The following is a 23,220-nucleotide window of genomic DNA, read 5'->3' as shown; positions in this document are numbered from 1 at the left end:
GCCGCCGCGAGCGGCTGTCTGACGTTCACAACCCGGCTGGCCGGGCTGGGTTCAGTGACCCGAATCTGACAGCCCTGAATCAGGTCGAGTCGGGTAGCCCTTCAGTCCTCGGGGTCGCGCAGGCCGACGCAGTCAAACGCCCAAAACGCCTCTGAGTAAACGAAGGTGCCCGTCATCCACGGCTCGTGAGCGGACAACCGGGCGACCTGGAAGGCGCTTCAGGGATACGCAGCGACGGCGAACGGAAGCCCACCGCGCCGGCACCCTCGAAGCCGCGCGTGCCGTAGTAGCGCGGCGAACCTTCCAGGAATACCAACGGCACACCCCGGCTGTCGGCCGCCTCGAGGGCGTGGGCGATGAGCTGTGTACCGATGCCCTGACGCTGGAACTCCGGGTCCACGCCCAGCGGTGACAAGGACAGGACGTCCACGATCCGGCGCGGAGCGTCCAACCGCGTCGCGCTCAGCAGGACATGCCCGACGACCCGGTCATCAACGACAGCGACGAAGGACATCGGCGCCAATGCAGCCTCCGCAACGCGAAGTGCCTCCACGAGCCCGGGAACCCGCTCGCTGTCACCGAAGGCGCGCGTATGAACCTCGCGCACATCTCGGTGATCGTCAGGCGTCTCTTGCCGGATCACCAGCCCGGCATTGCCGGCAGCGATCCGGGAGACTTCAGGCGCATCGTGTGACGTCATGGCCGCGAGGGTAGATCGCAGGGCGGCTCAGCGCGAGGCAATTGCGTACCAGGCCGTAAGGGTGGAGCCTCCCTGCACATCCAGCTGTTGCGTGGTCACGTCCTGGTGGGCGAGGACGAGAACCATGCCGCCGTCGCGCACGTACTCCCAGGCCTGCGGCCGCCGGTGCCTGGCAAGAAGCCCCGGACGCAAGGGGGTTCGGTTGCCAGTGCCGCTGTGAGATCGCCTGGTTCCTCGGCGGCAAGGGGCGCCGCCGGCAACGCGGGTCAGGCCTGGCGAGGATGCCGTGAAAGCCGAGCTGAGAAGCGCCTCCTGCGCGTCACGCGTGGGGCGGCACCGCCGATGAAACCCCGGCCAGGAGGCGCTCCACCTCGGCGCCCCAGCGTGAGGCGATCACCAGGTCGCGTGCCGGGTCCACCCACAGCAGGTGATTGCCGCCATTGCCGCGGGCACAGCGGCCCGTGCGCGGGGCCCCGGGCCACACCGTGCCGTGGTCGTTGAGCCACCACGACAGGCCGTACTCGGGCTTGACCCGGCAGGGAGTCCACAGCTCCTCGATCCAGCGACGCGACAGGACCTGGCGTTCCCCCCATGTCCCGCCGCACAGACACAGCATGCCGATGCGGGCCAGGTCCAGGGCACTGATCCACAGGCCGCCGCCCCAGTGCGCGCCACCGGAGACCACCGGCACCTCGGTGCCGTCGACGTCGACCACCGAGTTGGCGTAGCCGTGCCAGGACCAGCCGTCGGAGGCGCCGACCGCTGTCATGACCCGCTCGCGCAGCACGTCCGGCAGGGCACGGCCGAACCGGACCGTGAGCGCCAGAGCTGTCAGGTTCACCCGCACGTCGTTGTAGGCCCAGCCCGCGCCGGGCAGGCCGCCCGCCGACTCCGTGCCCTCGCGGGTGCTCTGCGCGTCCACCCAGGTCGGCTTGGACCACAGCTCGCCCTCCCACTGACTGGTCTGGTCCAGCAGGTGGCGCCAGGTGATCGCACGCCCGTGTTCGGTGCCGAACTCGGGCAGGTCCACCGACTGCGACACGGGCTCGTCCAGGCGCAACGCCCCGTCGTCGAAGGCGATGCCCGCCACCAGCGAGAGCACGCTTTTCGTGGCGCTGTAGGCCATCTCCGCTCGGGACGGGTCGCCCCACGAGGCCAGAACCGCGCCGCGCCGCACGACGACACCGCCGGCCCCCTGACCGTCGAGAAGCGGACCGAGGACCTCGCGGTGGGAGGCGTCCGACACCTGGCGGGCGAGATACGACGCCATGTCGTCGATACCCGTCACCGGCCGCCCCGCCTGGGCCCGCACGGCCTGCGCGAGAGCCGCCGCGTCCACTCCCTGCCACGGGTCGCCGGCCCAGCCCCGATCCTGCAGGACCTCACCGCCGTATCGCGACGTCACCGCGTCCACGCCACACACCTCCGTCGTTCGTCGGGCGCACAATGTCATCCGCTCCGCCGCCGGGCTGCCATATGCCGATGCGCCAGACGCTCGCTCTGTTTTCGGCTGACGGCGCCAATCTTGGGCGACGGTATCGGTCTGGGTGGCACGGTCTACTCGGCGTCGAGCTGGTGGTCGGCCCAGACATAGCTTTCGGGAAGCAGGTCGGTGATAGGGACGGTTCGGACGCGGTCCTGTTCGCCGACGATGACCTTGAGGGCGGGGAAGTAGTCGAGGAGGACCTGACGGCACCGGCCGCACGGGGGGACAACCCCTCGGTCGCGGTCACCCACGGCGACAATCGTGTCCAGCCCGTACGCACCCTGGGCGGCTGCCGCGCCGATGAGGACGAGTTCGGCGCAGGGGCCTCCGGTGAAGTGGTAGGCGTTCACCGCGGTGACGATCCGGCCGTCCTGGGCGCGGGCCGCGGCCGCCATGGTGTGGTTGTCGCCCCGGCAGCGAGTGCTGGCGACATGCGCCGCGGCCTGGATGAGTTCGTGGTCGACGGGGTGGGTCTGCGTGGTCATCTTCTCTGCCTTCGTCAGGTGTCAGGCGACGTTGACCCGAGTGACGATGACGTGCAAGCGAATATCTACGGCGTGCTTGTTCCCGCGGAGGATGTTCGATGGGGCTGTAGAGCATGTCCTGGCCCAAGTCCGAGGCAGCGAACAGGTGCCTGACCTCACCGTCGGCGATGGCGACTCCTTTCGCTGACCTCAGCTGTGCGGGACGTCCAGGACGTCCTTGACGAACACGATGCCGTCGGTGTCCGCCAAGTGGGCCGGGTCGAACGGGGCGTAGCCGAACCAGGGGGATTCGCGGAGCGCCGGCCGCATGTCGCCGAGCGCGGTGGCCAGGCGCGCGGCGTCGATGACGTAGCGGTCGTCCGGGAGCGCGTACAGGAGCCCTTCGAGGGTGTTCGGGGGCGGGGTGCCCACTCCCTGGTGTCGGATCGTGCCAAGGGTCGTGGCCACGAAGGCGTACTCCTGGCCGAGTTGAGCGCTCACCAGGGCACCGGCGCTCCACCACTCCACCGGACCCTCCCACATCTGCATCGTGCTCTTGGCCCGCTGGAGATGGGAGTTGTGGGCGTGGATGAACGCCGGGCCCCTGGCCGCGACGGCGAGGAGGTTGTGGGACATCATCAGATCCCGCTGTGCGCACAGCCGGGTCATGCGCGCCGGTGAGGTGTCGGCCATCCAGTGGTGGTAGCGCAGCAGGCCGGTCGCGGTGCGTCCGTACAGGCGTGCCCGGTCCCAGTCGTCCGGTGAGGTCGCCGTGAGCAGGTGCGGTGTCTGGGTGTCCAGCAGAGCGACCAGATCGTCGGCGAGCAGCCGCAGTTGAGCGGCCTCTGCCGACTGCCCCATGGACTGGGCCGGGTCCATCATCGCGGCGGGGTCGGTCCACTGGTCGTCGGCACCGAGCAGGTGGTCCAGTGTCTTAGCGGTGCAGGGGAGCAGGTCCGCGTCCACTTTGGCCGTGAGGTAGCCGTGCAGTGCGGTGAGGGCCTGTCGGGGGCTCGCGGCGGCGGTGATCTCCAGCGGGCCGTCGAAGCCGGCGAAGCGGAGTTGCTCGGACGTGGGCCTGCCGTCGTTGTGGGCGCGCATCCAGCGCACGAGCTCGCGGTTGGCCGGGTAGGCGCCCCACTCGTGGCTGAATCCGTGCTTCATGACCTCATCGAGAGACCCCCTGCCCGAGGTGACGTAGTCGTCCACGAGCAGGCCCGTCATGCAGTCGCTCTCGATCGCGATTGTCCGGTAGCCCTCCTGCTCGACGAGTTGCCGGAACAACTCGTTGCGCATTTCGAGCGGCGTGTCCTCGCCGTGGGTGGGCTCGCCCAGGGCGAGCAGCCGGGGCCGGGCGGGCAGCAGCCGCATGACGGCCGCGGCCTCGAAGGCGTGGATGGAATCCTTGATGGGAGTCGCCATGCCTTCAACGGTATCGTTGAACCTTCGGTTGAAAGTTTCTCGCGATATTGGCAGGAGCATGGGACAAAACCTTCAAACCGAGGAACGGCTGCGGCCAGTTGATCTGGCACGCGGGCACGGCCTGTCCACCCAGGCGGTCAGGAACTACGAGGAGGCAGGCATCCTTCCGACCGCCGGCCGCACACTCCACGGCTACCGCACCTACACCTCGCTGCACGCGGGGGCCCTGTGTGCGTTTCTTGCCCTGGTGCCCGGTCACGGTCACCAGACGGCGTCGTCGGTCATGCGGGCCGTGAACCAGGGCTCGGACGACGAGGCGTTCCGGCTCATCGACGAGAGCCACGCCCAGCTTCTCGACGACCGGCGGACCCTGCAGGCCGTGGAAAGCGCCCTCCGCGACCTGGAGCCCCCTACTGCGGCCGAGCCCGGCGGCACGTTCATCGGGCCGTTGGCACAGGACCTCGGAATCCGGCCTGCGACGCTGCGTAAGTGGGAGCGCGTCGGGCTGGTGAGCCCTCGGCGTGACCCGCGGACCGGGTACCGCCGCTACGACGAGGCCGATGTGCGGGACGCCCGGCTGGCCCACCAACTCAGGAGGGGCGGCTACCTGCTGGAGCAGATCGCCCCGCTGATCGCCCAGGTGCGGTCGGCCGGCGGTCTGGAACCACTGGAGGCCGCCCTGTACGACTGGCGCGGCCGACTGTCCGCCCGCGGGCGGGCGATGCTGACCGGGGCCGCGGAGCTGGAGGCATACCTGCGTAAGCGCGGATGAGAGTTCGGGCGCCGGTTTCTACGCCTCTGAAGTCGGCCGTGCGGAGTACTCGGGGCGAACGTCGAGGAGCGGCTTGCTGATCTCTGCCTGTTCGGCGGGGAGCGCCGCGAAGGTCGCCTCGTTGACGGCGGCACGGTGGGTGTTGCGGCGAGGTAGTCGGCCATGACGGTCTCACGGGGCACGCCCAGCGCCGTGAGCAGTACGGCTTCCGCCTCGGAGCGCGGCATGGTGATGGCGTCCGGGGCACCCATGACGTCGGCGACGGTGTAGGTGGCGCAGGCCGGCACCCGGTCCGGGGCGGCCGAGCGCTCCGACGCCATCCGCAGGTCGTACACGGCGTCGGTATCGGGGCGTTCGAGCTTGGCGAGGTCGGCGTCGTTGAGGTGGTCGAGGGCGTCGGACCGGTAGGCCTCACGCACCTTCACCCAGTGGCCGCCCTTGGTCCGACAGCCGCCCGCGTCACGGAAGTTGACGGCGTCGGTTGGTTCGTCGGCCAACCCGTTCGAGACGCGTCAGCGCTGGACGATCGCCCCTTCGGCCGCTGCCTTGATCCGGGCGCCGAAGGCGTCGGCGTCCTTGCGGGCGGCCGCGAGCGCAAGGCCCACCAGGAGCTTGCCAACGCCGTGGCCCTCCAGAACGTTGTAGATACGAACCCGGGTCCTGCCGTCGGCCAGGGACTCCAGGTCGTATCCGCCTTCGCGGACCGTGACTGTGTTCTTCGATGCCTCGGCCCACCGGATACGTACCGGGGCTTCGAGATCGGTGATGCGGAACTCCCTGGCGGTCTTCATGCCGGCGTCCTTGACCGTGCTGCGGAAGACCGTACCTACGGTCGTCGGGGCGTCGGGAACCCTCTCGATCCCGAGCACTCGAGGGCTGAATTGGGGATCGTTGCGTCCGTCGGCGAGGTAGTCGAACACCGCCTCGACAGGTCGATCGACCTCGACCGTCGCTTCAAACTGTCCTGACATCAGCGCTCCTCAATCGCCTGAGCCACAGCTGCATGACCATGGCTTCCCGGGAAACGTCCGCCGGACCGCCCGGCCAGTGGGGAGCTGCTGTGTGCGCTCGCCGGCCGCGCCGCCCGTAATGTCGTATCGGCACCGTGACCCTATGGGACCACCGAGCATCTGGCGAGGCGAGGAGTCGAGAGCGGGCGTATGCGTGAACATGGTGGGCATGGACGCGTTCACCGACAGGCTCAACCCCGACATGTACGTGGTCACGGCCACGGCCGGCGACGAGCGGGCGGGCTGTCTCGTGGGGTTCGCCTCGCAGTGCTCCATCCGGCCGGTGCGGTTCGTGGTGTGGCTGTCGAAGGTGAACCGGACGTATGAGGTGGCCTGTGCGGCCGACTTCCTCGCCGTACATCTCCTGACCCGGGAGCAGCAGGAGCTCGCTGCCCTGTTCGGTGGCGAAACCGGTCACCAGGTGGACAAGTTCGCGCGTGCGGCGTGGGCCCCGGGGCACGGCGGGGCCCACGTGCTGCAGGACGCGTGCGCGTGGTTCGTCGGGAGGATCGAGCAGAAGACCGACGCAGGCGACCATGTCGGCTTCGTCCTGGATCCCGTGCAGTACGGCGAGCGCGGGGAGACGGACGACTCGCCACTGCTACGGCTCGCTGATGCCGTCTCGATCGAGCCCGGGCATCCGGTGGACTGAAGGGCCTACGAGACGGGCCCGCCCTGCCTGGTCCGGTAGGCCCGGAGAAACGTCCGCACTCCCTCGACGATGAGGGGCCGGACGCGGGCATCCTCCGCGGCGTTCGCCGAACCGAGTCTGTCCAGGGCGACGCCGAAGGTCAGCGCGATGAACTGGTCGGCCGCGAGGCGGGGGTCGGGGACCTCGAGCAGCCCGGCGGCGGCGAGGGCGGCGAACCGCTCGGCGATTGCCTCGTCGGGGGTGTCGGCCATCGAGTTGTAGCCCCGGCTCGGCAAGTGGGCGGATTCTGCCCGGACCAGTCGTTGCAGCGTTGCGTACTCCGCCGAGCCGAGCATGTCGGTCGCGATCCGCATCGAGAACGTGACCAGCGCGTCCTCGAGTTCGGCGTCCTCGGTGAGGGCGGTGAGGGTCTCGTCGAGGGTGCGTCGGATCGTGGTGATCAGCGACTGGCCGACGGCGTCGACGACCGCTTTCAGCAGCGTCTGCTTGTCGCCGAAGTAGTCGTAGACCGTCCGCTTGGACACCTCGGCCCGGGCGGCGACAGCGTCGACGCTGGACCGGTCGAAGCCGTCGGCAAGGAACAGTTCCTGGGCCGCCGAGAGGATGGCGGCCCGCTTCGGCGTGGACCCCTCGCGCAGTGTCTTCGTGGTCGGCATGGCCCCATCTTACCCGTCCTACACTGCACGGTGTAGTGTAATCTCGGCTCATCGCGAGGACCTCACTCGTCGACCCGCTCCGCCGGGCGGAGCCGTGCATGCGCCAACTCGGCTGCCACTTCCCCGGGTTCACGCCGGAGGGCGGCACCCGACCTGCCCACAGAGCACCCAGCGCACCTCGCCCGGCATGACGGAAAGGACGTCCATGACCGCAACGCTCGCTCCCCCGGTCCGCATCGGAAAGCCCGCTGTCGCGGCTCTCGGCCTGCTGGCAGTCGCCACCGGCGCCTTGGAGTCGGTGGTGACGCCGACGCTCCCGCTCCTGCAACGGGACCTGGACATGAGTCCGGCCGAAGGGGCGTTACTCAGCATCGTGCTCCTCATCACGGGCGCGCTCATCACACCGGTCGCAGGCAAGTTAGGCGACCGCTACGGCGGAAAACGGGTCCTGGTCCGGCTGATGGCGGTGGTCTCGGCCGGTGGCCTGGTGTCCGCCCTGGCGCCGAGCCTGCCCGTGCTGCTGCTCGGCCAGGTACTGCAAGGAGCGATGGTGGGCGCGCTGCCCCTGTCGTTCATTCTGGTGCGCGAACACCTCCCCGCGGGAGAGTCGAAGGTCGCCATCGGGGTGGTCAGCGGGTTGTTCGTGGGCGGCGGGATGGCGGGAACGCTGTCGGCCGGGCCTGTGGCGGAAGGGCTGTCCCGGCACTGGATGTTCGCGCTGCCGACGATCGCGGTCATCGGGGCCACCGCGCTGGTGAACAGGCTGATGCCGCGCGATCTGCCGGGCCGGTCCGGCCGGTCGGGCGACACCGGGATCGACTGGCCCGGCCTGTTTCTCCTGAGCGGCACGCTGGTCACGCTCATGCTCGTGCTCGCGCTGGCACCGGACATCGGCGCGCAGCCGCTCGTGCTCGGCGCCCTCATCGTGGTTCTGGCCGCCTTCGCGACCGGATGGATCGCCGTGGAACGTCGTGCGGCCTCGCCGATGGTCGATCTGCGCATGCTGGCACGGCCCGCGGTGTGGCAGTCGTGTCTGCTGACGTTCCTGATCTGCGTCGGCACCGCGGTGCCGGTCCATCTCGTCCCGCAACTGTTCGCGGTGTCCGCCGACGCATACGGTTTCGGGGCCGACGCCACCCGGATCGGCTTCTATCTGCTGCCCGGCGCGGTGGCGGCGTCGCTGGCCGGGCCGATGGGTGGCATGGGGACGCGGCGCTTCGGCTCGCGCGCCGTGGTCACCGCGGGGATCGTCATCATGGCCGCCGCCCTGATCGCCCTGGCCGCCGTGCACACCGAGGTCTGGCACATCGTCATCGCCAAGATGATGATCGCGCTTGCCAACGGTCTGTGCGTCACGGCGCTGGTGACCGGCACCGCCACGTCCGTCGAGCAAGGCGACACCGGCATCGCCACCAGCCTGGTCCTGGTGACTCGCGTGCTCGGCTATGCCGTGGGTGTGCAGGTCAGCGGAGCGATCCTCACCGCCGCGACCCCATCCGGGTCGGACGTCCCAGCCGAATGGGCCTTCGTCACCGGCTTCGTCCTAGCCGGCGCCGTCACGGCGCTGTGCCTGCTTGTCGTCCGGACCATGAGCAAAGGAGTCAAGGAATGACGCGCACCGACCTGTCGAGGGAGTCGGCGGAGTCGAGGGGCATCCGTACGGCGCCGAGGCGCAACGTCCTGATATCGGGGGCCAGCATCGCGGGGCCCGCCCTCGCATTCTGGCTGAACCGCTACGGATTCGCCGTCACGGTGGTCGAGAAGGCGAGCTCACTTCGTGGCGGTGGGTATCCCATCGACGTACGCGGCACCGCCCTTGAGGTCGTCCGGAGGATGGGAATCCTGCCGCTCCTCCGGGACGCGCACGTCGACCTGCGCCGGCTGACCTTCCTCCACGAGGACGGCAGCGAGGTGACCTCGGTGAACCCGCACACCGTCACCGGCGGTGTCGCGGGGCGGGACCTGGAGGTGCGGCGCGGGGATCTGACCAGCGCTCTGTACGTGGCGGTCCGTGACGACGTGGAGTTCTTGTTCAACGACTCCATCGACACCCTCGACCAGTCCGGTCACGGGGTCGACGTCACCTTCCGCGGAGGCGGCAGGCGTACGTTCGACATGGTGTTCGGCGCGGACGGTCTGCACTCACGTACCCGCGAGTTCCTGTTCGGCCCAGAAAAGCAGTTCCACCGATATCTCGGCTACTGCTTCGCCGGGTTCACCATGCGCAACACCTTCGGGCTCTCCCACGAGGCCGTGCTGTGGAACACCCCGGGCAGGGCCGCGGTGCTCTACGCCGTGGGAGACAACGCCGACGTGCACGCCTTCCTGAACTTCGCCCACCCGGAACCGCCGTACGACGCGTTCCGGAACCCGGAAGCCCAACGGGACCTGGTCACAGCGGTCTTCGCCGACGCGGGTTGGGAGGTCCCGGGCATGCTTGCCGCCATGCGCGACGCCGACGACCTGTTCTTCGACGGGGTCAGCCAGATCCGCATGCCCCGCTGGTCCAGCGGCAAGGTCGCGCTGGTCGGCGACGCCGCGTACGCGCCCTCGTTCCTCACCGGACAAGGCTCCAGTCTCGCGCTCGTCGGCGCGTACATGCTCGCCGGTTCCCTTGCCGACCGGGACCACGCAGCGGGCTTCGCAGCCTACGAACACAACACCCGTCAATTCGTGACCGTGAACCAGGAGTTGGTCGGCGAGGGGGATGCCGCACTCTTCCCGACCACCGTTCAGGCATTGGAGCTGCGCAACGAGATGCTGCGCAATCTCAGCGCCATGCCCGCCGCGGAGGGACGACCGGCCCATTCGGCTCTCACCCTGCCCGAATTCACGCCCACGACGTGAGCGCACGCGGGCCCATGACGGGCGTCGCCGGCGGTCGGGGCCGGCAGCCCGGTCCCTGACTCGAACAAGGTCCCGTCCGGCGACCGGACGACGAGCGCTACCCGGCCGTGTTCCGCCGCCGCTCGGTCCCCTGATGGGAGTCGGGGGCCGTCGTGCGCTCGTCGGCATGGCTCTGGACCGGCGGCCCAGGACGACAGGACGACAGGACGGCCAAGGCTTCCTCGGACCGGGAGCCCGGATCGGCAAGGTAGACGAACTCGGCACCGACTTCGCCGCCTCCGCCCACATCGTCGCCCCCAACGAGGTGTACACACCGTGGGGAAGTCCCGCACGGACTTCTCCGCGCTGCCGGCCGAGGCCTTCGTCGACCCCGAGCAGGTGGCCAACGCCATTACGGCGGTCGTGGAGATGGAGGAGCCCCGCCCCTGCGTGTGGCCGTCGGAGCGGACCCGGTCGAGGGGATCCGAAGCTCGCTGCGCTCCCGCCTGGCCGAGCTCGACCGCTGGGAGTCGTTCTCCCGCGAACCGGCGGTCGAGAGCGAGTGATGCCTGGATGACGCGGCGGCCGTCGCGGGCGCCGACGACTCGGCGGTCGGCCGGTTCTGGGCGGAATTGGCTGCGCGACTCCTGTCTCTCGGCGCTACGCCCGCTCACGTGGGCCAGGGCCGAGTACACACGCAAGACCCCGCCGACGAGTGGCTCGGGTTCCTGGGTCCGGCCGCGGTGGCCCGTGCGTCAGGGGCCGCTGGATTTCGGTCCGTGGAGGGTGATCGCCCCGGAGGGGCACACGCCGACGGCCAGCTGTGCGGCCTGGCGATGGGCGGTGGGCGGGTCGGCGTGCAGCAGGAGCACACGGCCGTCGTCCGGATCCTGGTCGAAGACCTCAGGGGCGGTCAGTGCGCACATGCCGGCGCCGATGCAGCGCTCGCGGTCGACGCGCAGGTGCGTCGTGGTCATGACTCCTCCTCGTCCGACTCCTCCTCGTCCGACTCCGCCTCGTCCGACTCCGCCTCGTCCGACTCCTCCTCGTCCGACTCCTCCTCGTCCCAGGTGACGGGGAGGCTCTTCACTCCGTAGATGTCCGCGGTCTCCGGGCGCAGGCCGACCTCTTCAGCCGGTACGGCCAGACGCAGTGTGGGGAACCGGTCGACCAGCGCGCGGAAGGCGACCCGCATCTCGACGCGGGCCAGTTGCTGCCCCAGGCACTGGTGGATGCCGTGGCTGAAGGCCAGGTGCCCGGCCGTGTCCGGCCGTTGGAGGTCCAGCGTGTGGGGGTCGGCGAAGCGTTCGGGGTCTCGGTTGGCGGTGTTGTAGGACAGGACGACGGTGGTGCCCGCCTCGATGGTCCGGCCGCCCACCTCGACGTCCTCCAGGGCCGTCCTCATGAACGTCTTGGCGACGCTCAGATACCGCAGCAGTTCCTCCACGGCCCTGTCGGTGAGCTCGGGGTCGGCGCGCAGCGCGGCCAGTTGTGCCGGGTTCTGCAGCAGCGCGAAGGTACCGAGGGAGAGCATGTTCGCGGTGGTGTCGAATCCGGCGGCCAGCAGGATGAGGCTGATCCCCTTCAGCTCCTCATCGGTGAGGTCGCTGTCGGTGAGTTCGCTGAGCACGTCGTCGGTGGGGTTCGCGCGCTTGGCGGCCACCAGTTGGGCAAGGTAGTCCTGGGTTGCGGTGTAGGCCGCTATCAGTTCCTCGTCGCTCGTCTCCCCTCCCATGAACGTGTCGATCTGCTGCTGAAATGAGCCCCGGTCCTGGTACGGCACGCCCAGCAGTTCACAGATGACGATGGTCGGGATGGGCTTGGCGAACGCGCTCACCAGATCGGTCGGCGGCCCGGCCTTCTCCATGGCGTCCAGGCAGTCGGCGGTGATCTGCTCGATGCGCTCGGTGAGTAGCCGCATCCTTCGTACCGTGAACTTGCCCACCAGCGGCTTGCGGTAGCGCCCGTGCTGCGGTTCGTCCATGAGGAGGAACTCGCCGGGCGGCGCCGGAGGGACCTCGAAGTCGCCCACGTTCAGGAGCTCCTTGCGGGAACTGAACCGCGGGTCGGCCAGGACCGACCGGACCAGGTCGTATCCGGTGATCAGCCAGCCCGGTTTTCCTCCCTCGTGGGTGAAGCGGCTGATGGGGCCGTGCCGACGGGCATCGAGCAGCTCTGTCGGCGGGTCGAAGGGGCAGCCGGACTGACGCTGCGTCGGCAGCGTCGTGACGGTGTGGAGGGACTCGCTCATGCCCATTCCTCATCTCGCGATGTCGCGGGTGGCTTGAAGCTTCCCGAAAGCTACGTTGCATTCACAGTTCGGTCAATGTGCAAGAACGCGTATTCCCAGGTCAACAGCGCCAATTTGATGCAATGGCCTTGTCGCTGAATGCAACGGTTCGTTGCAATGAATGACCGCGAAGGCAAGGGTCGAAAGCATGCGGGAGCCACCCGCGGGCGCCCGACACGCCGATCCTGATGTCAATCACCACCATCACAACTCGTTTGTCATATTTTCTGCTTGTTCTCCGCCGCCCCGACAGGAACACCGAGGCCTGCCCTGCCATGCCCGACGGACAGCCCAACCGAATGCACCCGACACACGAGCGCCTCGCGCACACTCTGAGGGTCTGCGCCGCCGGCGCCGCCACCGCAGTCGTGGCGTCGCTCGCCGCCTGCTCCGCCACCGAGGCGCCCCGCGAGGCGCAGACGCCTTCCGCGCGGGCGGGCGCGCCGGCCCCCGGGCTGGCCGCGGCGCCGCGCGAGAACCTGCGTGGCACTCTCGCGCGAGCACTCAGGCCGGTCCTGCCGGACGGCGACACGCGGTTGGCGGTGGCGGTGCTCGACCTGGACAGCGCCTACCAGCAGATCACGTCGTACGGCGAGGAGGCGACGTTCGACACCGCAAGCATCAGCAAGGTGAACATCCTCGCGGCGCTGCTGCTCCAGGCACAGGACGAGGGCCGCGAGTTGACGTACCCGGAGCGCCTCCACGCCGAGGAGATGATCCGGACGAGCGACAACGAAGCGGCGAACGTCCTGTGGCAGGCGATCGGCAGGGCGGAAGGCCTCGACGCGGCGAACGAGCGCCTGGGGCTCTCCTCGACGCAAGGCGGCATCAGTTGGGGCCTCACCCAGACCACCGCGACGGACCAGGTCAAGCTGTTGCGCGCGGTCTTCGCCGAGGGCCGATGGGCTCCCCCCGCACCCAGAGGGCTGACCCGGGCATCCCGTGCCTCCATCGGGGACCTGATGGATGGCATCACGGACGACCAGGACTGGGGGGTGTCCGCCGCCCGCTCCCCCGGCTCCCGATGGGCCCTCAAGAACGGCTGGCTACGGCGGAACACGACCGACCTGTGGGTCATCAACAGCGTCGGTCAGGTCACGGTCCACGGGCACCGGTATCTCGTCTCGGTCCTCAGCGACGGCAACCCGACGATGGAAAGCGGGATCTCACTCGTCGAACGGGCGGCGAGAGCGGCGATCGGCGCGGCCAGCACACACGCCCGGCCTTGGCCGCAGTGAGAGGGAAGAGTTCAGGGAAGAGTGTGAGGGCACCGCTCCACCGCCCGAAGTCGCAGATCCCGCCCGGTCGGAGCGTCGGCTCCGGCCGGGCGGGACTGCGTCCCGCGGGGATGGCCTCCGCGGCAACGGTCCCCGCAGCCACGCCCGACACCCCCCCCGGGCCTCTGCCTCCTCCGCGGCGCTCATGTCCAGCCTCAAGGGCTGGGGCCGCATGGACTACCCCGATGCCGGTCACGACATCCAGGTCACCGTCGACGCTCACGCCACCTTCAAGGGCATCGGCTGGACCACGCCCGACAAGGCCTGGGGCAGCTTCCGCATCCACCACCGGATGCCTGCCGCCAATGGCGAGCCCGAGAAGGTCAATTGGGGTGACTTCAAGGTCGCCTGCCTGACCAGCGGCGGCCCCACCGCCACCGTGACCGGACGCCTCGTGCGCACCGGGGGCAACGTCGGTGCCTGGGACGACTATCTGAAGCGGCACGTCCGCATCGGGATCAGCTTCTACGTGGGAGAGGGCGAGGGCAGCGGTCCCAGCCGCATCGGGCTCTCCGGAGGCACCGCGGCCGGCGAGCCGTTGCTGAGCAAGTGCATGGCGCCGGCCGCCCACTCCAAGGTGATCCAGGGCGGCTACGACCTCACGGCGCCGGCCCGGTAGGAAGTTCACGGTGCCAGGACGCGGCCCGCGGCGGCGGCTGATGCCACGGTGCCGCCGATGACCACGGCCCCGGCGGAGACGGCCGGGAGGCGGCTGCTCCAAGTGCGCCGCACGGCTGAGGCCGAAGCTCATTCGAGGATGGCCTCACGGCCGCGCAGCACCGCGAGGCCGACGCCGGTCAGGGTCATCGCCATGCCCACTCCGACGCCGCCACCATCGCAATCGCCGTGCCGATCCGGCCGGCCGGAAGCCCGCTGAGCAGGACGAGGAACGCGGATCGGGAGGGGAGCAGGCCGCCGGAGGTGCCGAGCAGCAGGATGTCGCGACTGGTGAGCAGGGCCTGGGACGTCGGGAAGTCCGACGTCCCAGGGGGAGGGCGGACAGGGACCGCGGCAAGCGGGGCCTCGGTCATCGGGTGCCCCGTTCGGAGCGGGTCTCGTCGTCGCCGAGTTCGGTCAGGGACAGGACCGCGTCGTGCGTGCGCCTGGGCGTCGAGGTCGATCGAAGAACGGCCCTCGACCTGGCTGGCCTGCCACAGCAGGTGCTGGCCCTTTGCCCACTCGCGCAGCATGATCCGGGCCTTGAGCAATATTAAGACGCCGCAGCCTGGGGCCAGGCTCATTTGGCCGGCGCTGGCAAACCAGAGCACGTCGCGGTCGCAGTCGAGGCCACCACCATGTTCTACGGAACCGACCCGGCCTGACATTCCTGCTGCGGTGGGCTGACCGGCGCCATCGGCGCTCGCACCCACGATGACAATTACGAATCGCCAGGGCGAAGGGCCGCTCCCGCACTGCGTAAGCTCATCAATGCGTACCGAGATCGCACAGTGAACGCATCCTCTGGCACCCAACCGCTGATCACACGTCTGCCCTCTACTTTACGGACACAGAATGCAGTGCCCTCAGCCGAGGAGCATGAGGAGCATTACAAAGCACGTTGTCCCACACCTAGAAGGAAAAGAACGATGCGCCCCATGAAATACACCGTCTCCCTCGAGATCGCCCTGCCGCGGGAGAAGGTGGCCCAGCTGCTCGCCGACCCGGTACACCTGCCGAAATGGCTGCGGGGCCTGGTGCTGCACGAGCCGCTGAGTGGGGAGCACGGGCAGCTCGGCACCCAGTCGCGGGTCGTGATGCAGATGGGCCAGCGGAAGATGGAGTGCACCGAGACCATCACACGCCGGGAACCGGCAGACCTGCGCGAGATCCCGAAAGCGAGCGTCGTTCACTTCGACCGCGAGATCGTCGGCGAGGGCATGTGGAGCGCCGTGCGCGACCGGCTGACCGAAGCCGGCCCGGAAACGACGCTCTGGGAGTGCGAGAACGAATACCGGTTCAGCGGCTTTCTGATGAAGGTGGTGGGACTTCTGATGCCCGGCGCCTTCCGCAAGCAGTCGCAACAGCACATGCAGGACTTCAAGGCGTTCGCCGAGCAGGGAAAGGATGTCCGCGAAGCGACGGACTGATCTGCCGTAACCGGTCAGGCATCTGACGGCGTGGCGTGTTGATCTCCCTTCGTTCGTAGACGACCGCTGGGGCAAGCTCCACCGGCGCTGTCTGGAGGTGACCGTCGCCGAAGGCGGCGAGGCCGGCACTGCGGCGCGCGAAACGCTCCGCAGCCATCCAGGCATCCGTCCGGAGTGGCCGGCGATCAGAGCCGCGCTCGCCCGGCCGGGCCGGCCGCAGTAGCTCAGCCTGCCTCGGGGTCGCGAGCCACCAAGCGATCGCCCAGGCCGGCGCCGTGCTCGCCGAGGTCGGTGAGTCCCGTCCGTCCACCACTCGTGGACTCCGCTCGGAGCAGTCCGGAGTCACCCGCCGATCGGACTCCCCCCACTGGCCGGGCGAGCGGCTGGAGGCGGGCGACGTACACCCGCACGCCGAGACAGCCGTACGCCCCTGCGATGTACAGCACGGCGATCGACCGCGGGCGCCCTCGCTCCCGCAGCACCACGGCGTACTGCTCACCCGCGGCGCCCCGACTCGCGGCGAGCTTCCGGCTCGGGGGTCCGAGGGCCGTAGGGGTGGCGGAGTCCCAGTCCTCCCCGTGTGGGTCACGTCAATGATCACGTCGATCTCTGCGTGGGAGCGGGCTGACTCGTCGATGCACATGCCGTTCCGCGGGAGCCGCCGGCTCGTGACGCAGGTCGTCCCGTCTCCCGTCCTACGCGGCCAGCGTCTTGTCCTCCTGCGTGGGGCCCTCACGGTCGGCGCGGTACCTCTGCAGCAGTGCATCCGCTGCGAACAGAGCGTCGTCGGCCGTGCAGGCGCCTGTGATCACGCAGAGCGTGTACGTGGCATCTTCGAGAGCGCGGCTGGTGCGACCGGTGGGGAGCACGTCGTGTGCGATGCGCGCCTCGGCGAATCGGGCCAGCGCGGTACGCAGTTCCTTCTCAGCCGGAAGGAGCATGGCGATTCCTCTCTCGAAGCACAGCTCGCTCGGCGGCCGACGCCGCCGCGAGGGACAGACTGCATACATGGCTCACGCCAGTGATCGACACAGATGGCGCCGAGCAGAACTCCAAGTGCCCCGCCTGGAAAGGTCTATGCCTGCGGACCGCCGCGATCCCTCGCGCGGAGGAACGACCGGGCGGCCGGCCTCACCTGCCCGGGCCGGGGTCGGGCTGCACCGGTGATTCGATGCCGGCGCGGGCCGCTTCCAGCTGGGCGGCGAACGCGATGCCGAGGAAGAGTGCGACGGCGGTGAGGTTGGCCCACAGCAGCAGGGCGATGAAGGCGGTGAGAGGGCCGTACACGGCACCGAAGGCACCGCTCTCCTTGACGTACAGCGCGAGCAACCAGGTGGCCGCCACCCACAGCAACAGGTGCACGGCCGAACCGAAGGCCAGCCACGTGTAGCCGGGCTGGACGCGCCGCGGCGACCAGCGGAAGATCACGGCGGAGGCCACCCAGGCCAGCGCGAGGCCCAGCGGGATGTCGAGCACACTCCACCACTGCGGCACACTGTCCGCCCAGCCGGCGGTCTCGGCCACCGCCTCGCCCACGGCCTCACCGGCGACGAGCGCGACGAACCCCAGGACCAGGGGCAGACCGGCGGCGATCGCGAGAACTATCCCCCGCGCGTATTTGCGGGGGAAGGGACGGTCGCGCTCGATGCCGTAGATGCGGTTGGCGCCACGCTCGATCTGGCCCATGGCAGAGGCGAGGTTCAGGAGGGCGAAGCCCAGACCGAGCCACAGGGCGAGTGTGCTCCAGACATCGCCGTGCGCGGTGCGCCGCGTCCCGTCGAAGGCGTCCGCGACGATCTCCGCGCTCGCGCCGGGCACGATCCGGCCGAGGGTGAGCTCGACGACCCGGCCCACGCCCTCGGTGTGCACCGACGTCGCCAGGCCGACAAGTGCCACGGTGCAGGGAACCAGCCCGAGCACCACCTGGAAGGCCAGCGCTCGGGCGTTGGTGAACCCGTCCGCGTAACGGAACCGTGCGAAGGAGTCGGCCAGCAGCCGCAGCCCCCCGTAGTGGCGCAGGGCGGCGAACGCCTCGTCTCCGGAGAGCTCCTCCCCGATCATGTCCCGGGTCTGTGGCACGTGGACGGCGGTACCCATGGCGTCGCCCCTCCTTGTCGTACGGCTGTTCCCTGACCGAATGCCCACCGAACCCGTTCGTCCGACCTCGGATTTCAGGTATGCCCCGAAGCCGGGTCCTCGTCTCGAGCCCGGCATACCTTGCCTCGCGCGCCTCGGCACCGTACGCTCACGGGCCATACCGACCGGATGGTATGCCCGCCGACCTGGTCACCGCGAGGACTGAGGAGTCGCCGAAGATGAGCCGAACCAACCACCAGGTGCGTCTGGCCGCGCGTCCCGTGGGCGAGCCGCGGTCCACCGACTGGGAGCACGTGGAGGAGCCGATCGGGCAGCCGGGCGACGGGGAGTTCCTGGTGCAGGTGCTCTGTCTGTCGATCGATCCGGCGATGCGCGGCTGGATGAACGCGGGCAGGTCCTACATCCGCCCGGTGGAGATCGGTGAGGTCATGCGCGCCGGTGCGGTGGGACGCGTGATCGCCTCAGGGCACTCCGGATTCGCGGTCGGCGACCATGTCTCGGGGTCGTTCGGCGTGCAGGAGTACTGCCTGTCGGACGGACGAGATGTGATCAAGGTCGATCCGGCGGCGGCCCCCTTGCCGACGTACCTGGGCGCCCTCGGCATGTCGGGGCTGACGGCCTACTTCGGACTGATCGACATCGGGCGTCCCGAGCCGGGCCAGACGGTCGTCGTCTCCGGTGCGGCGGGAGCGGTCGGCAGCGTCGTCGGTCAGATCGCAAAGATCATGGGTTGCCGGGTCGTCGGCATCGCCGGCGGCGAGGCCAAATGCCGGCTGCTGGTCGACGAGTTCGGGTTCGACGCCGCGATCGACTACCAGAACGAGGACATCCGCAAGGCGTTGCGCACCCACGCCCCCGACGGCGTCGACGTGTACTTCGACAACGTCGGCGGCGACGTCCTGGACGCGGTACTTCTGCGGCTCGCACGCGGCGCCCGCGTCGTCGTCTGCGGCGCGATCTCCCAGTACAACAGCGTCAAGCCGCAGGGCCCCGCGAACTACCTGTCGCTGCTGGTCAACCGGGCCACCATGACGGGCATGGTCGTCTTCGACTACGCCGACCGATACGCCGAGGGAATCGCCCGGATGGCCACGTGGCGGAAGGAAGGCAGGCTGAAGTCACTTGAGGACGTGGTGTCCGGTGACGTGGCGGCGTTCCCCGACACCCTCATGCGCCTGTTCCGCGGTGAGAACCAGGGCAAGCTCGTGCTGAAGATCGCGGACTGAGCCGGCAGGGGGAGGAGCGTTCCGATGAAGGCACTTACCTACCACGGCCGTCACGACATCCGTTTCACGGACGTCCCCGATGCGGCCGTCACGAGCCCCACCCACGCGGTCGTCCAGGTGACCACGGCCGGTATCTGCGGCAGTGACCTGCACATTTACCAGGGCAACCCGTTCAGTCCGGAACTGGGCTACACACCCGGACACGAGTGTGTCGGCGTGGTCGTCGACATCGGCGACCAGGTCACCCGCTTCAAGCCCGGCGACCGGGTCCTCGTTCCGGCCTCGGCCGGCTGCACCCGGTGCCGGTCCTGCGCGGCCGGGTTCACCGCCCGTTGCGAGAACGCGAAGTCCAGTACGGAGCTCTGCTACGGCGTGAGCCCGCAGCTCCCCGGCAGCCAGGCCGAGGCGCTCGCGGTGCCCTACGCCGACATCAACCTGGTGCACCTGCCCGAAGGCATCTCCGACGAGGCTGCCGTCGTCCTGACGGACAATGCTCCGACGGCCTGGTACGGCTGCCGTCGCGCCCGGATCCAGCCCGGCGAGACGGTGCTGGTCATCGGTCTGGGTCCCGTCGGTCTGATGGCCGCGCAGTCCGCCTTCTCGATGGGCGCCGCACGGGTGCTCGGTGCCGACCTGGTCGCGGAGCGACGCGCGTTCGCCGCATCCCTGGGCGTCGAACCGGTCGAGGGCGAGGACACGAAGGCCGCCATACGGGAGATGACCGGGGGTCGTGGCCCGGACGCGGTGGTGGAGGCCGTGGGCTCGGACGCCACCATCGAGCTCGCCCTCAAGGCGGTCCGGCAGGCCGGCCGGGTCAGTGTCATCGGCGTCAGCCACAGCAAGGCGTTCCCCTTCCACATGGGACTTGCACAGATCAAGGAACTCGAGTTCGCCATCGGTCTGTGCTCGATCCACTACGAGCTTCCGACCCTGATCGCGCTGACCCAGGCACGCCGGATCGAGCCGGAGGTCGTGGTGTCCCACCGTTTCCCCCTCTCCCAGGGCGCTGCCGCGTACGAACTCTTCGCCGACCGCTCGGACGGGGTCCGCAAGATCCTTCTCGATCCCACCGGCTGACCTCGACCGGCCCACACGCCGGCCGGTGCAGCGTCGCGAGAATCGCAACGTCCTTTCGGTGCAGGGTGTTTGGGCGTGGGTATCTCCATCGGATCCGGGAGTGCCCGGGTCGGGCGGATGCGACGGGGGCGGAGCGAGTGAGCAAAGAGGTGTGGAGCGGCAGCGCCGGGATCGAGGCTGCGGACGCCGTCTTCGCGTTGATGAGACGACTCATCGACAACTTCCGGGACCACCCTCCGGTGACGCCGCTGGTGGTCCTGCAGGCCACCGAGGAGGACGACACCGGCACGCTCGACCGGCGGGTCGAGCAGGTCGTGGAGTTCGTCCGCCAGGGCCATCAGCCGCGGGGGCTGATCGCCAAGCGGCTGGACGGCTCAGGCGGCGTGGACGCCTACTCCTCCGCGATCGACATGGTGCGCCAGCTGTGTGAGCACCCCTGGGACAACCAGAACCAGTCCCAGTACAAGCCTTTCGCCTTTCCGCGCTCACGGCTGCTGCGGGCCATCGAGCAGGCCGCGCCGGAGGTCGGCGGAGAGGTCAGCACGGTGTGGTCCGCCGCCCAGCGCCGCGAACGGCTGATGCGACGGCTGGCCGAGCTGCGCTGGCGGCCGGGGCGTGACACGGACGGCGCCGACGAGTCGAACCGCGCCTCGGGGCTGGCCGACACCGTCGGCGCCGTGGTGAACCCGTCCGGTTTCGTGGGGGCGATGTTCATCGCCTGCCTGAGCGTGCTGTTGGGCGAGGGCGGTTGGCAGACGGCTGTGTGGGGCGGTGCCCTGGCCTTGGCGGCGTTCGGTGTGGCGCATCTGCTGGCGCGCAGCGCGCCGCCGCTGCTGTGGCTGCGGCGGGCCAGCCGGTGGTTCGCGACCACCACGTTCCTGGCGCCTTCAAGCGACCGCCCGGCCGCCGCCGAGTGGTCGCGGTGGCGGCCCACGAAGTCCTGGGCGACCATCCGCGGCCGGGCCTTCGCAGCCGCCCAGCAGGTCGTCGCCGCCGAGGCCGGTGACATGACGGCACGTCAGTTCCACTTGGAGCTGCGGGTGCTGGCGCTGCTGGAGGATCTCCGCGAGAACTTCCGGCCGCGGACACTGGACCTGCGGCGCCGAAAGCGCACGGTCCCGCCCGTGGTGTACCTGCCGTGCGCCACCGAGGACGACGGCGGACTGCTGTTGCTGCGGGCGATCAGCAACGTACGAAGCCGTCGCAGTGAAGTGGACCCGCTGCTGGTACTGGCCGCGATCCCGGCGGCCGAGCGGTTGCGCCCGCCGGGATCCGAGACGCCCGGCCTGCCTGCCCGAGGTCCCAGCCTGCCCGCAGCACCGTATCCGGCCGGGTCCGCAGGCGACGATCCGGAGCGCCTCTTCGGGGCGGACGCCAGGTACCAGGAGTGGGTGACCGGCCTCAACGTCGGCCAGTCCCCCGGGCGGGCGGCCGCGCTGCCGTGGATCCTGCGGATACCGCTGTCCACCGACGAGTTGGTCCGCCGGCACTCCATACAGCACTCCACCACCAGGATCCGCCGTACCGCGGCCTGGCTGCTGTGGTCCAGGCCCTGCCTGGCGGTGGTCCTCGCCATCGCCCTCTGCCTCGGTTTCCTGGGCAACCGGTGGATGGCCCAGCGCTACTGCGAGGGCCGGCTGGTCGGCTCCAACACGGACTCCGTCCTGGTGGGCGGCGAGTGCGTGGGGGTCGCGACCGGGGACGTACGGCTGGCCGCGGGCAACGCGCTGGAACTGTACGGCGCCGGCAAGGGCATCACCTTCGACGCCGTCGAGCAGGCGATCCGGGCCGAGAACGCGAAGATCGGCGCGAAGGACAAGTACGTCACGATCGTCTACGCCGGCCCGGTCACCGCGGCCGACGAGTCCGGCACCCGCAAGGGGCTGGAGGAGATCACGGGCGTCTACCTCTACCAGCGCTACGCCAATGTCAGCACCCACCAGCCGACGAAGATAAGAGTCCTGCTGGCCAACGCGGGCGAGAACATGCTCCAGGTGCTGCCCATGGCCCGGCACATAGCCGAACTGGCCCGGCGCGACAGGTCGGTCGTCGGCGTCGTCGGCCTCGGACGGGACACCACGGAGAGCGATGACGCCGTGGAGATCCTCAAGGGCGCGGGCCTGCCCGTGGTGAGCACCACCAACTCCGGGAGCCATCTGGCGCGGGAGTTGTCGAACTGGTTCGGGCTGGCCGCCACCGACGAGGAGGAGGCGAACGCGATGCTCGTCGTCGCCAGGCAGCTCGCCCGGCGCGAGGACGGCGACCGGGCGGTGGTGCTGGCCCGCAAGGTCGGCAGCGAGAAGGACTTCTACACGACCGAGCAGGCCAGAGTGGGCAAGGGCATGCTGGACCGGGCCGGCTTCACCTTGCAGCCCTCCCGGTCCTACCGGCTCAGCCCCAACGGCGAACCGGAGCTCACCGACCCGGTCGAGGCGATCTGCGCCAGTCAACCCGTGCCCCGGGCCCTGTACTTCGCGGGCCGGGTGGAGGACGTGCCCAACCTGATGTCCCAACTCGGGTCCACGCCCGGCTGCTCCGGTCGGCCCATGACCGTGTTCACCGGCGACGACCTGACCAAGAGCAACTACGACGAGGGCGAGAGTCTGCGCATCCCTCCTGAGGTCACCCTCTACCACTTCGCGCTGGCACCGATGGACCTCGTCGGCGCGACGGGCTTCTACCAGGACTCCCACCGCGTGCTCAGCGAGCTGCTCCCGGCGGGCGCGGCGACGAGGGCGCTCGCCGACCCGGCCCGGCCGTGGGACGACCCGCTGTTCTCCAGCGGTCAGTCGGTGCTGGCCTACAGCGCAACCGCGGTGCTGTACCGGGCCTCGAAGAACGGCGACGCCCCGCAGACCGCACCGGAGACCTGGGCCGACCTGCGCTGGCGGCCCAACCCGAACCTGCCGGTCGGCACGGTCAGTTTCGCCGGCAGCCAGCCCTACGCCGACCAGCGGGGGCACGGCTACAAGATCGTACGGGTGACCTATCGCGACCACAAGGTGCGCTCGGCGACCGTGTGCGGGCGGCCCGCGGGCAGCGACCAGCCGCTCTCCGCACCGCCGGGCCGCAAGGGGGCCGACCCTCGTACGGTGTGCCGGGAGGAGTGATCCCACCCGGCACCTCACGCAGGCGCCCTGTGTATGCTGACGGCTGTTCGTGTCCACAGGTGATCAGA

At 69.6% G+C, this 23,220-nt stretch carries 22 protein-coding genes and 1 pseudogene; 10 read left to right on the top strand and 13 right to left on the bottom strand.

Annotation, left to right across the window (positions count from 1 at the left end):
• Positions 1-172 precede the first annotated feature (172 nt).
• The 4 genes from ACZ7L5_RS18750 to ACZ7L5_RS18735 all read right to left on the bottom strand — a co-directional run bounded on the left by ACZ7L5_RS18750 (position 173) and on the right by ACZ7L5_RS18735 (position 4,072).
• Positions 173-700 carry a GNAT family N-acetyltransferase gene (locus tag ACZ7L5_RS18750; protein ID WP_471517891.1) on the bottom strand — a complete coding sequence of 176 codons (528 nt, stop codon included), beginning with the start codon at positions 698-700 and terminating at the stop codon, positions 173-175.
• A 319-nt stretch (positions 701-1,019) separates the two neighbouring features.
• Positions 1,020-2,114 carry a serine hydrolase domain-containing protein gene (locus ACZ7L5_RS18745; RefSeq protein ID WP_471517889.1) on the bottom strand — a complete coding sequence of 365 codons (1,095 nt, stop codon included), beginning with the start codon at positions 2,112-2,114 and terminating at the stop codon, positions 1,020-1,022.
• Positions 2,115-2,257: 143 nt separating this feature from the next.
• Positions 2,258-2,671 (bottom strand): cytidine deaminase family protein, encoded by a 414-nt coding sequence (locus tag ACZ7L5_RS18740; protein ID WP_471517887.1) that lies wholly within the window; start codon positions 2,669-2,671, stop codon positions 2,258-2,260.
• Positions 2,672-2,860: 189 nt separating this feature from the next.
• The gene (locus ACZ7L5_RS18735; RefSeq protein WP_471517884.1) at positions 2,861-4,072 is read right to left on the bottom strand and encodes an erythromycin esterase family protein; all 1,212 of its coding nucleotides are present in this window, start codon (positions 4,070-4,072) and stop codon (positions 2,861-2,863) included.
• A gap of 58 nt (positions 4,073-4,130) precedes the next feature.
• Here ACZ7L5_RS18735 and ACZ7L5_RS18730 point away from each other — a divergent pair, with 58 nt between their 5' ends.
• Positions 4,131-4,844: a TioE family transcriptional regulator gene (locus ACZ7L5_RS18730; RefSeq protein ID WP_471517882.1), complete on the top strand. Its 714-nt coding sequence runs from the start codon at positions 4,131-4,133 to the stop codon at positions 4,842-4,844.
• 311 nt (positions 4,845-5,155) lie between these two features.
• Here the strand turns inward: ACZ7L5_RS18730 and ACZ7L5_RS18725 are convergent.
• A pseudogene (locus tag ACZ7L5_RS18725) lies at positions 5,156-5,263 on the bottom strand (tyrosine-protein phosphatase); the annotation flags it as partial.
• 93 nt (positions 5,264-5,356) lie between these two features.
• Positions 5,357-5,815, bottom strand: a complete 459-nt coding sequence (locus ACZ7L5_RS18720) for an SRPBCC family protein (RefSeq protein WP_467482042.1) — start codon at positions 5,813-5,815, stop codon at positions 5,357-5,359.
• A 199-nt stretch (positions 5,816-6,014) separates the two neighbouring features.
• On the opposite strand from ACZ7L5_RS18720, the gene ACZ7L5_RS18715 reads away from it, so the two are divergent.
• A complete protein-coding gene (locus ACZ7L5_RS18715; RefSeq protein ID WP_471518127.1) occupies positions 6,015-6,506 on the top strand; it encodes a flavin reductase family protein in 492 nt (163 codons plus the stop codon).
• A gap of 5 nt (positions 6,507-6,511) precedes the next feature.
• Here the strand turns inward: ACZ7L5_RS18715 and ACZ7L5_RS18710 are convergent, their stop codons facing one another.
• Entirely contained in the window at positions 6,512-7,162 is a 651-nt protein-coding gene (locus ACZ7L5_RS18710) for a TetR/AcrR family transcriptional regulator (protein ID WP_471517880.1), read from the bottom strand.
• A gap of 205 nt (positions 7,163-7,367) precedes the next feature.
• On the opposite strand from ACZ7L5_RS18710, the gene ACZ7L5_RS18705 reads away from it, so the two are divergent.
• The gene (locus ACZ7L5_RS18705) at positions 7,368-8,774 is read left to right on the top strand and encodes an MFS transporter (protein ID WP_471517878.1); all 1,407 of its coding nucleotides are present in this window, start codon (positions 7,368-7,370) and stop codon (positions 8,772-8,774) included.
• The gene (locus tag ACZ7L5_RS18700) at positions 8,771-10,009 is read left to right on the top strand and encodes an FAD-dependent monooxygenase (RefSeq protein WP_471517876.1); all 1,239 of its coding nucleotides are present in this window, start codon (positions 8,771-8,773) and stop codon (positions 10,007-10,009) included. The genes ACZ7L5_RS18705 and ACZ7L5_RS18700 overlap by 4 nt, the downstream gene beginning before the upstream one ends.
• Before the next feature lie 734 nt (positions 10,010-10,743).
• Here ACZ7L5_RS18700 and ACZ7L5_RS18695 read toward each other — a convergent pair.
• On the bottom strand, positions 10,744-10,965 hold the full coding sequence (locus tag ACZ7L5_RS18695) for a ferredoxin (RefSeq protein WP_471517874.1): 222 nt from the start codon (positions 10,963-10,965) through the stop codon (positions 10,744-10,746).
• The gene (locus ACZ7L5_RS18690; RefSeq protein WP_471517872.1) at positions 10,962-12,239 is read right to left on the bottom strand and encodes a cytochrome P450; all 1,278 of its coding nucleotides are present in this window, start codon (positions 12,237-12,239) and stop codon (positions 10,962-10,964) included. The genes ACZ7L5_RS18695 and ACZ7L5_RS18690 overlap by 4 nt, the downstream gene beginning before the upstream one ends.
• Positions 12,240-12,577: 338 nt before the next feature.
• Between ACZ7L5_RS18690 and ACZ7L5_RS18685 the strand changes: the two genes are divergently transcribed.
• Together ACZ7L5_RS18685 and ACZ7L5_RS18680 are read left to right on the top strand one after the other, a co-directional pair.
• Positions 12,578-13,516, top strand: coding sequence for a serine hydrolase (locus ACZ7L5_RS18685; protein ID WP_471517870.1), 939 nt, complete (start codon positions 12,578-12,580; stop codon positions 13,514-13,516).
• 184 nt (positions 13,517-13,700) lie between these two features.
• Complete coding sequence (locus tag ACZ7L5_RS18680; protein WP_471517868.1) at positions 13,701-14,174, top strand: hypothetical protein; 474 nt, start codon at positions 13,701-13,703, stop codon at positions 14,172-14,174.
• Between the two features lie 184 nt (positions 14,175-14,358).
• On the opposite strand, the gene ACZ7L5_RS18675 is transcribed toward ACZ7L5_RS18680, so the two are convergent.
• Positions 14,359-14,796: a hypothetical protein gene (locus ACZ7L5_RS18675; protein ID WP_471517866.1), complete on the bottom strand. Its 438-nt coding sequence runs from the start codon at positions 14,794-14,796 to the stop codon at positions 14,359-14,361.
• A 354-nt stretch (positions 14,797-15,150) separates the two neighbouring features.
• Here ACZ7L5_RS18675 and ACZ7L5_RS18670 point away from each other — a divergent pair, with 354 nt between their 5' ends.
• Positions 15,151-15,642 carry an SRPBCC family protein gene (locus ACZ7L5_RS18670; RefSeq protein ID WP_471517864.1) on the top strand — a complete coding sequence of 164 codons (492 nt, stop codon included), beginning with the start codon at positions 15,151-15,153 and terminating at the stop codon, positions 15,640-15,642.
• Between the two features lie 224 nt (positions 15,643-15,866).
• Here ACZ7L5_RS18670 and ACZ7L5_RS18665 read toward each other — a convergent pair whose 3' ends face one another.
• The 3 genes from ACZ7L5_RS18665 to ACZ7L5_RS18655 form a co-directional block, all read right to left on the bottom strand.
• Entirely contained in the window at positions 15,867-16,088 is a 222-nt protein-coding gene (locus ACZ7L5_RS18665; protein WP_471517862.1) for a hypothetical protein, read from the bottom strand.
• A 249-nt stretch (positions 16,089-16,337) separates the two neighbouring features.
• Entirely contained in the window at positions 16,338-16,583 is a 246-nt protein-coding gene (locus ACZ7L5_RS18660) for a DUF5133 domain-containing protein (RefSeq protein WP_471517860.1), read from the bottom strand.
• A 190-nt stretch (positions 16,584-16,773) separates the two neighbouring features.
• Positions 16,774-17,739, bottom strand: coding sequence for a YihY/virulence factor BrkB family protein (locus ACZ7L5_RS18655; protein ID WP_471517858.1), 966 nt, complete (start codon positions 17,737-17,739; stop codon positions 16,774-16,776).
• Positions 17,740-17,957: 218 nt separating this feature from the next.
• Between ACZ7L5_RS18655 and ACZ7L5_RS18650 the strand changes: the two genes are divergently transcribed.
• The 3 genes from ACZ7L5_RS18650 to ACZ7L5_RS18640 all read left to right on the top strand — a co-directional run bounded on the left by ACZ7L5_RS18650 (position 17,958) and on the right by ACZ7L5_RS18640 (position 23,152).
• Positions 17,958-18,965: an NADP-dependent oxidoreductase gene (locus ACZ7L5_RS18650; protein ID WP_471015014.1), complete on the top strand. Its 1,008-nt coding sequence runs from the start codon at positions 17,958-17,960 to the stop codon at positions 18,963-18,965.
• A gap of 24 nt (positions 18,966-18,989) precedes the next feature.
• Positions 18,990-20,042, top strand: a complete 1,053-nt coding sequence (locus tag ACZ7L5_RS18645; protein ID WP_471517856.1) for an alcohol dehydrogenase catalytic domain-containing protein — start codon at positions 18,990-18,992, stop codon at positions 20,040-20,042.
• A gap of 137 nt (positions 20,043-20,179) precedes the next feature.
• Positions 20,180-23,152 carry a type 1 periplasmic-binding domain-containing protein gene (locus ACZ7L5_RS18640; RefSeq protein WP_471517854.1) on the top strand — a complete coding sequence of 991 codons (2,973 nt, stop codon included), beginning with the start codon at positions 20,180-20,182 and terminating at the stop codon, positions 23,150-23,152.
• Positions 23,153-23,220 lie beyond the last annotated feature (68 nt).

It is taken from the genome of Streptomyces sp. NPDC107528, assembly GCF_055639295.1.
The sequence above is the reverse complement of the archived record's forward strand: the minus strand, read 5'-3'. Positions and strand labels throughout refer to the sequence as shown.

Excerpts from the sequence above, each read along its gene's own strand:
- ACZ7L5_RS18750 (WP_471517891.1), bottom strand. The coding sequence starts at position 700 with ATGACGTCACACGATGCGCCTGAAGTCTCCCGGATCGCTGCCGGCAAT.
- ACZ7L5_RS18740 (WP_471517887.1), bottom strand. The coding sequence starts at position 2,671 with ATGACCACGCAGACCCACCCCGTCGACCACGAACTCATCCAGGCCGCG.
- ACZ7L5_RS18735 (WP_471517884.1), bottom strand. The coding sequence starts at position 4,072 with ATGGCGACTCCCATCAAGGATTCCATCCACGCCTTCGAGGCCGCGGCC.
- ACZ7L5_RS18730 (WP_471517882.1), top strand. The coding sequence starts at position 4,131 with ATGGGACAAAACCTTCAAACCGAGGAACGGCTGCGGCCAGTTGATCTG.
- ACZ7L5_RS18720 (WP_467482042.1), bottom strand. The coding sequence starts at position 5,815 with ATGTCAGGACAGTTTGAAGCGACGGTCGAGGTCGATCGACCTGTCGAG.
- ACZ7L5_RS18715 (WP_471518127.1), top strand. The coding sequence starts at position 6,015 with ATGGTGGGCATGGACGCGTTCACCGACAGGCTCAACCCCGACATGTAC.
- ACZ7L5_RS18710 (WP_471517880.1), bottom strand. The coding sequence starts at position 7,162 with ATGCCGACCACGAAGACACTGCGCGAGGGGTCCACGCCGAAGCGGGCC.
- ACZ7L5_RS18705 (WP_471517878.1), top strand. The coding sequence starts at position 7,368 with ATGACCGCAACGCTCGCTCCCCCGGTCCGCATCGGAAAGCCCGCTGTC.
- ACZ7L5_RS18700 (WP_471517876.1), top strand. The coding sequence starts at position 8,771 with ATGACGCGCACCGACCTGTCGAGGGAGTCGGCGGAGTCGAGGGGCATC.
- ACZ7L5_RS18695 (WP_471517874.1), bottom strand. The coding sequence starts at position 10,965 with ATGACCACGACGCACCTGCGCGTCGACCGCGAGCGCTGCATCGGCGCC.
- ACZ7L5_RS18690 (WP_471517872.1), bottom strand. The coding sequence starts at position 12,239 with ATGAGCGAGTCCCTCCACACCGTCACGACGCTGCCGACGCAGCGTCAG.
- ACZ7L5_RS18685 (WP_471517870.1), top strand. The coding sequence starts at position 12,578 with ATGCACCCGACACACGAGCGCCTCGCGCACACTCTGAGGGTCTGCGCC.
- ACZ7L5_RS18680 (WP_471517868.1), top strand. The coding sequence starts at position 13,701 with ATGTCCAGCCTCAAGGGCTGGGGCCGCATGGACTACCCCGATGCCGGT.
- ACZ7L5_RS18675 (WP_471517866.1), bottom strand. The coding sequence starts at position 14,796 with ATGAGCCTGGCCCCAGGCTGCGGCGTCTTAATATTGCTCAAGGCCCGG.
- ACZ7L5_RS18670 (WP_471517864.1), top strand. The coding sequence starts at position 15,151 with ATGAAATACACCGTCTCCCTCGAGATCGCCCTGCCGCGGGAGAAGGTG.
- ACZ7L5_RS18660 (WP_471517860.1), bottom strand. The coding sequence starts at position 16,583 with ATGCTCCTTCCGGCTGAGAAGGAACTGCGTACCGCGCTGGCCCGATTC.
- ACZ7L5_RS18655 (WP_471517858.1), bottom strand. The coding sequence starts at position 17,739 with ATGGGTACCGCCGTCCACGTGCCACAGACCCGGGACATGATCGGGGAG.
- ACZ7L5_RS18650 (WP_471015014.1), top strand. The coding sequence starts at position 17,958 with ATGAGCCGAACCAACCACCAGGTGCGTCTGGCCGCGCGTCCCGTGGGC.
- ACZ7L5_RS18645 (WP_471517856.1), top strand. The coding sequence starts at position 18,990 with ATGAAGGCACTTACCTACCACGGCCGTCACGACATCCGTTTCACGGAC.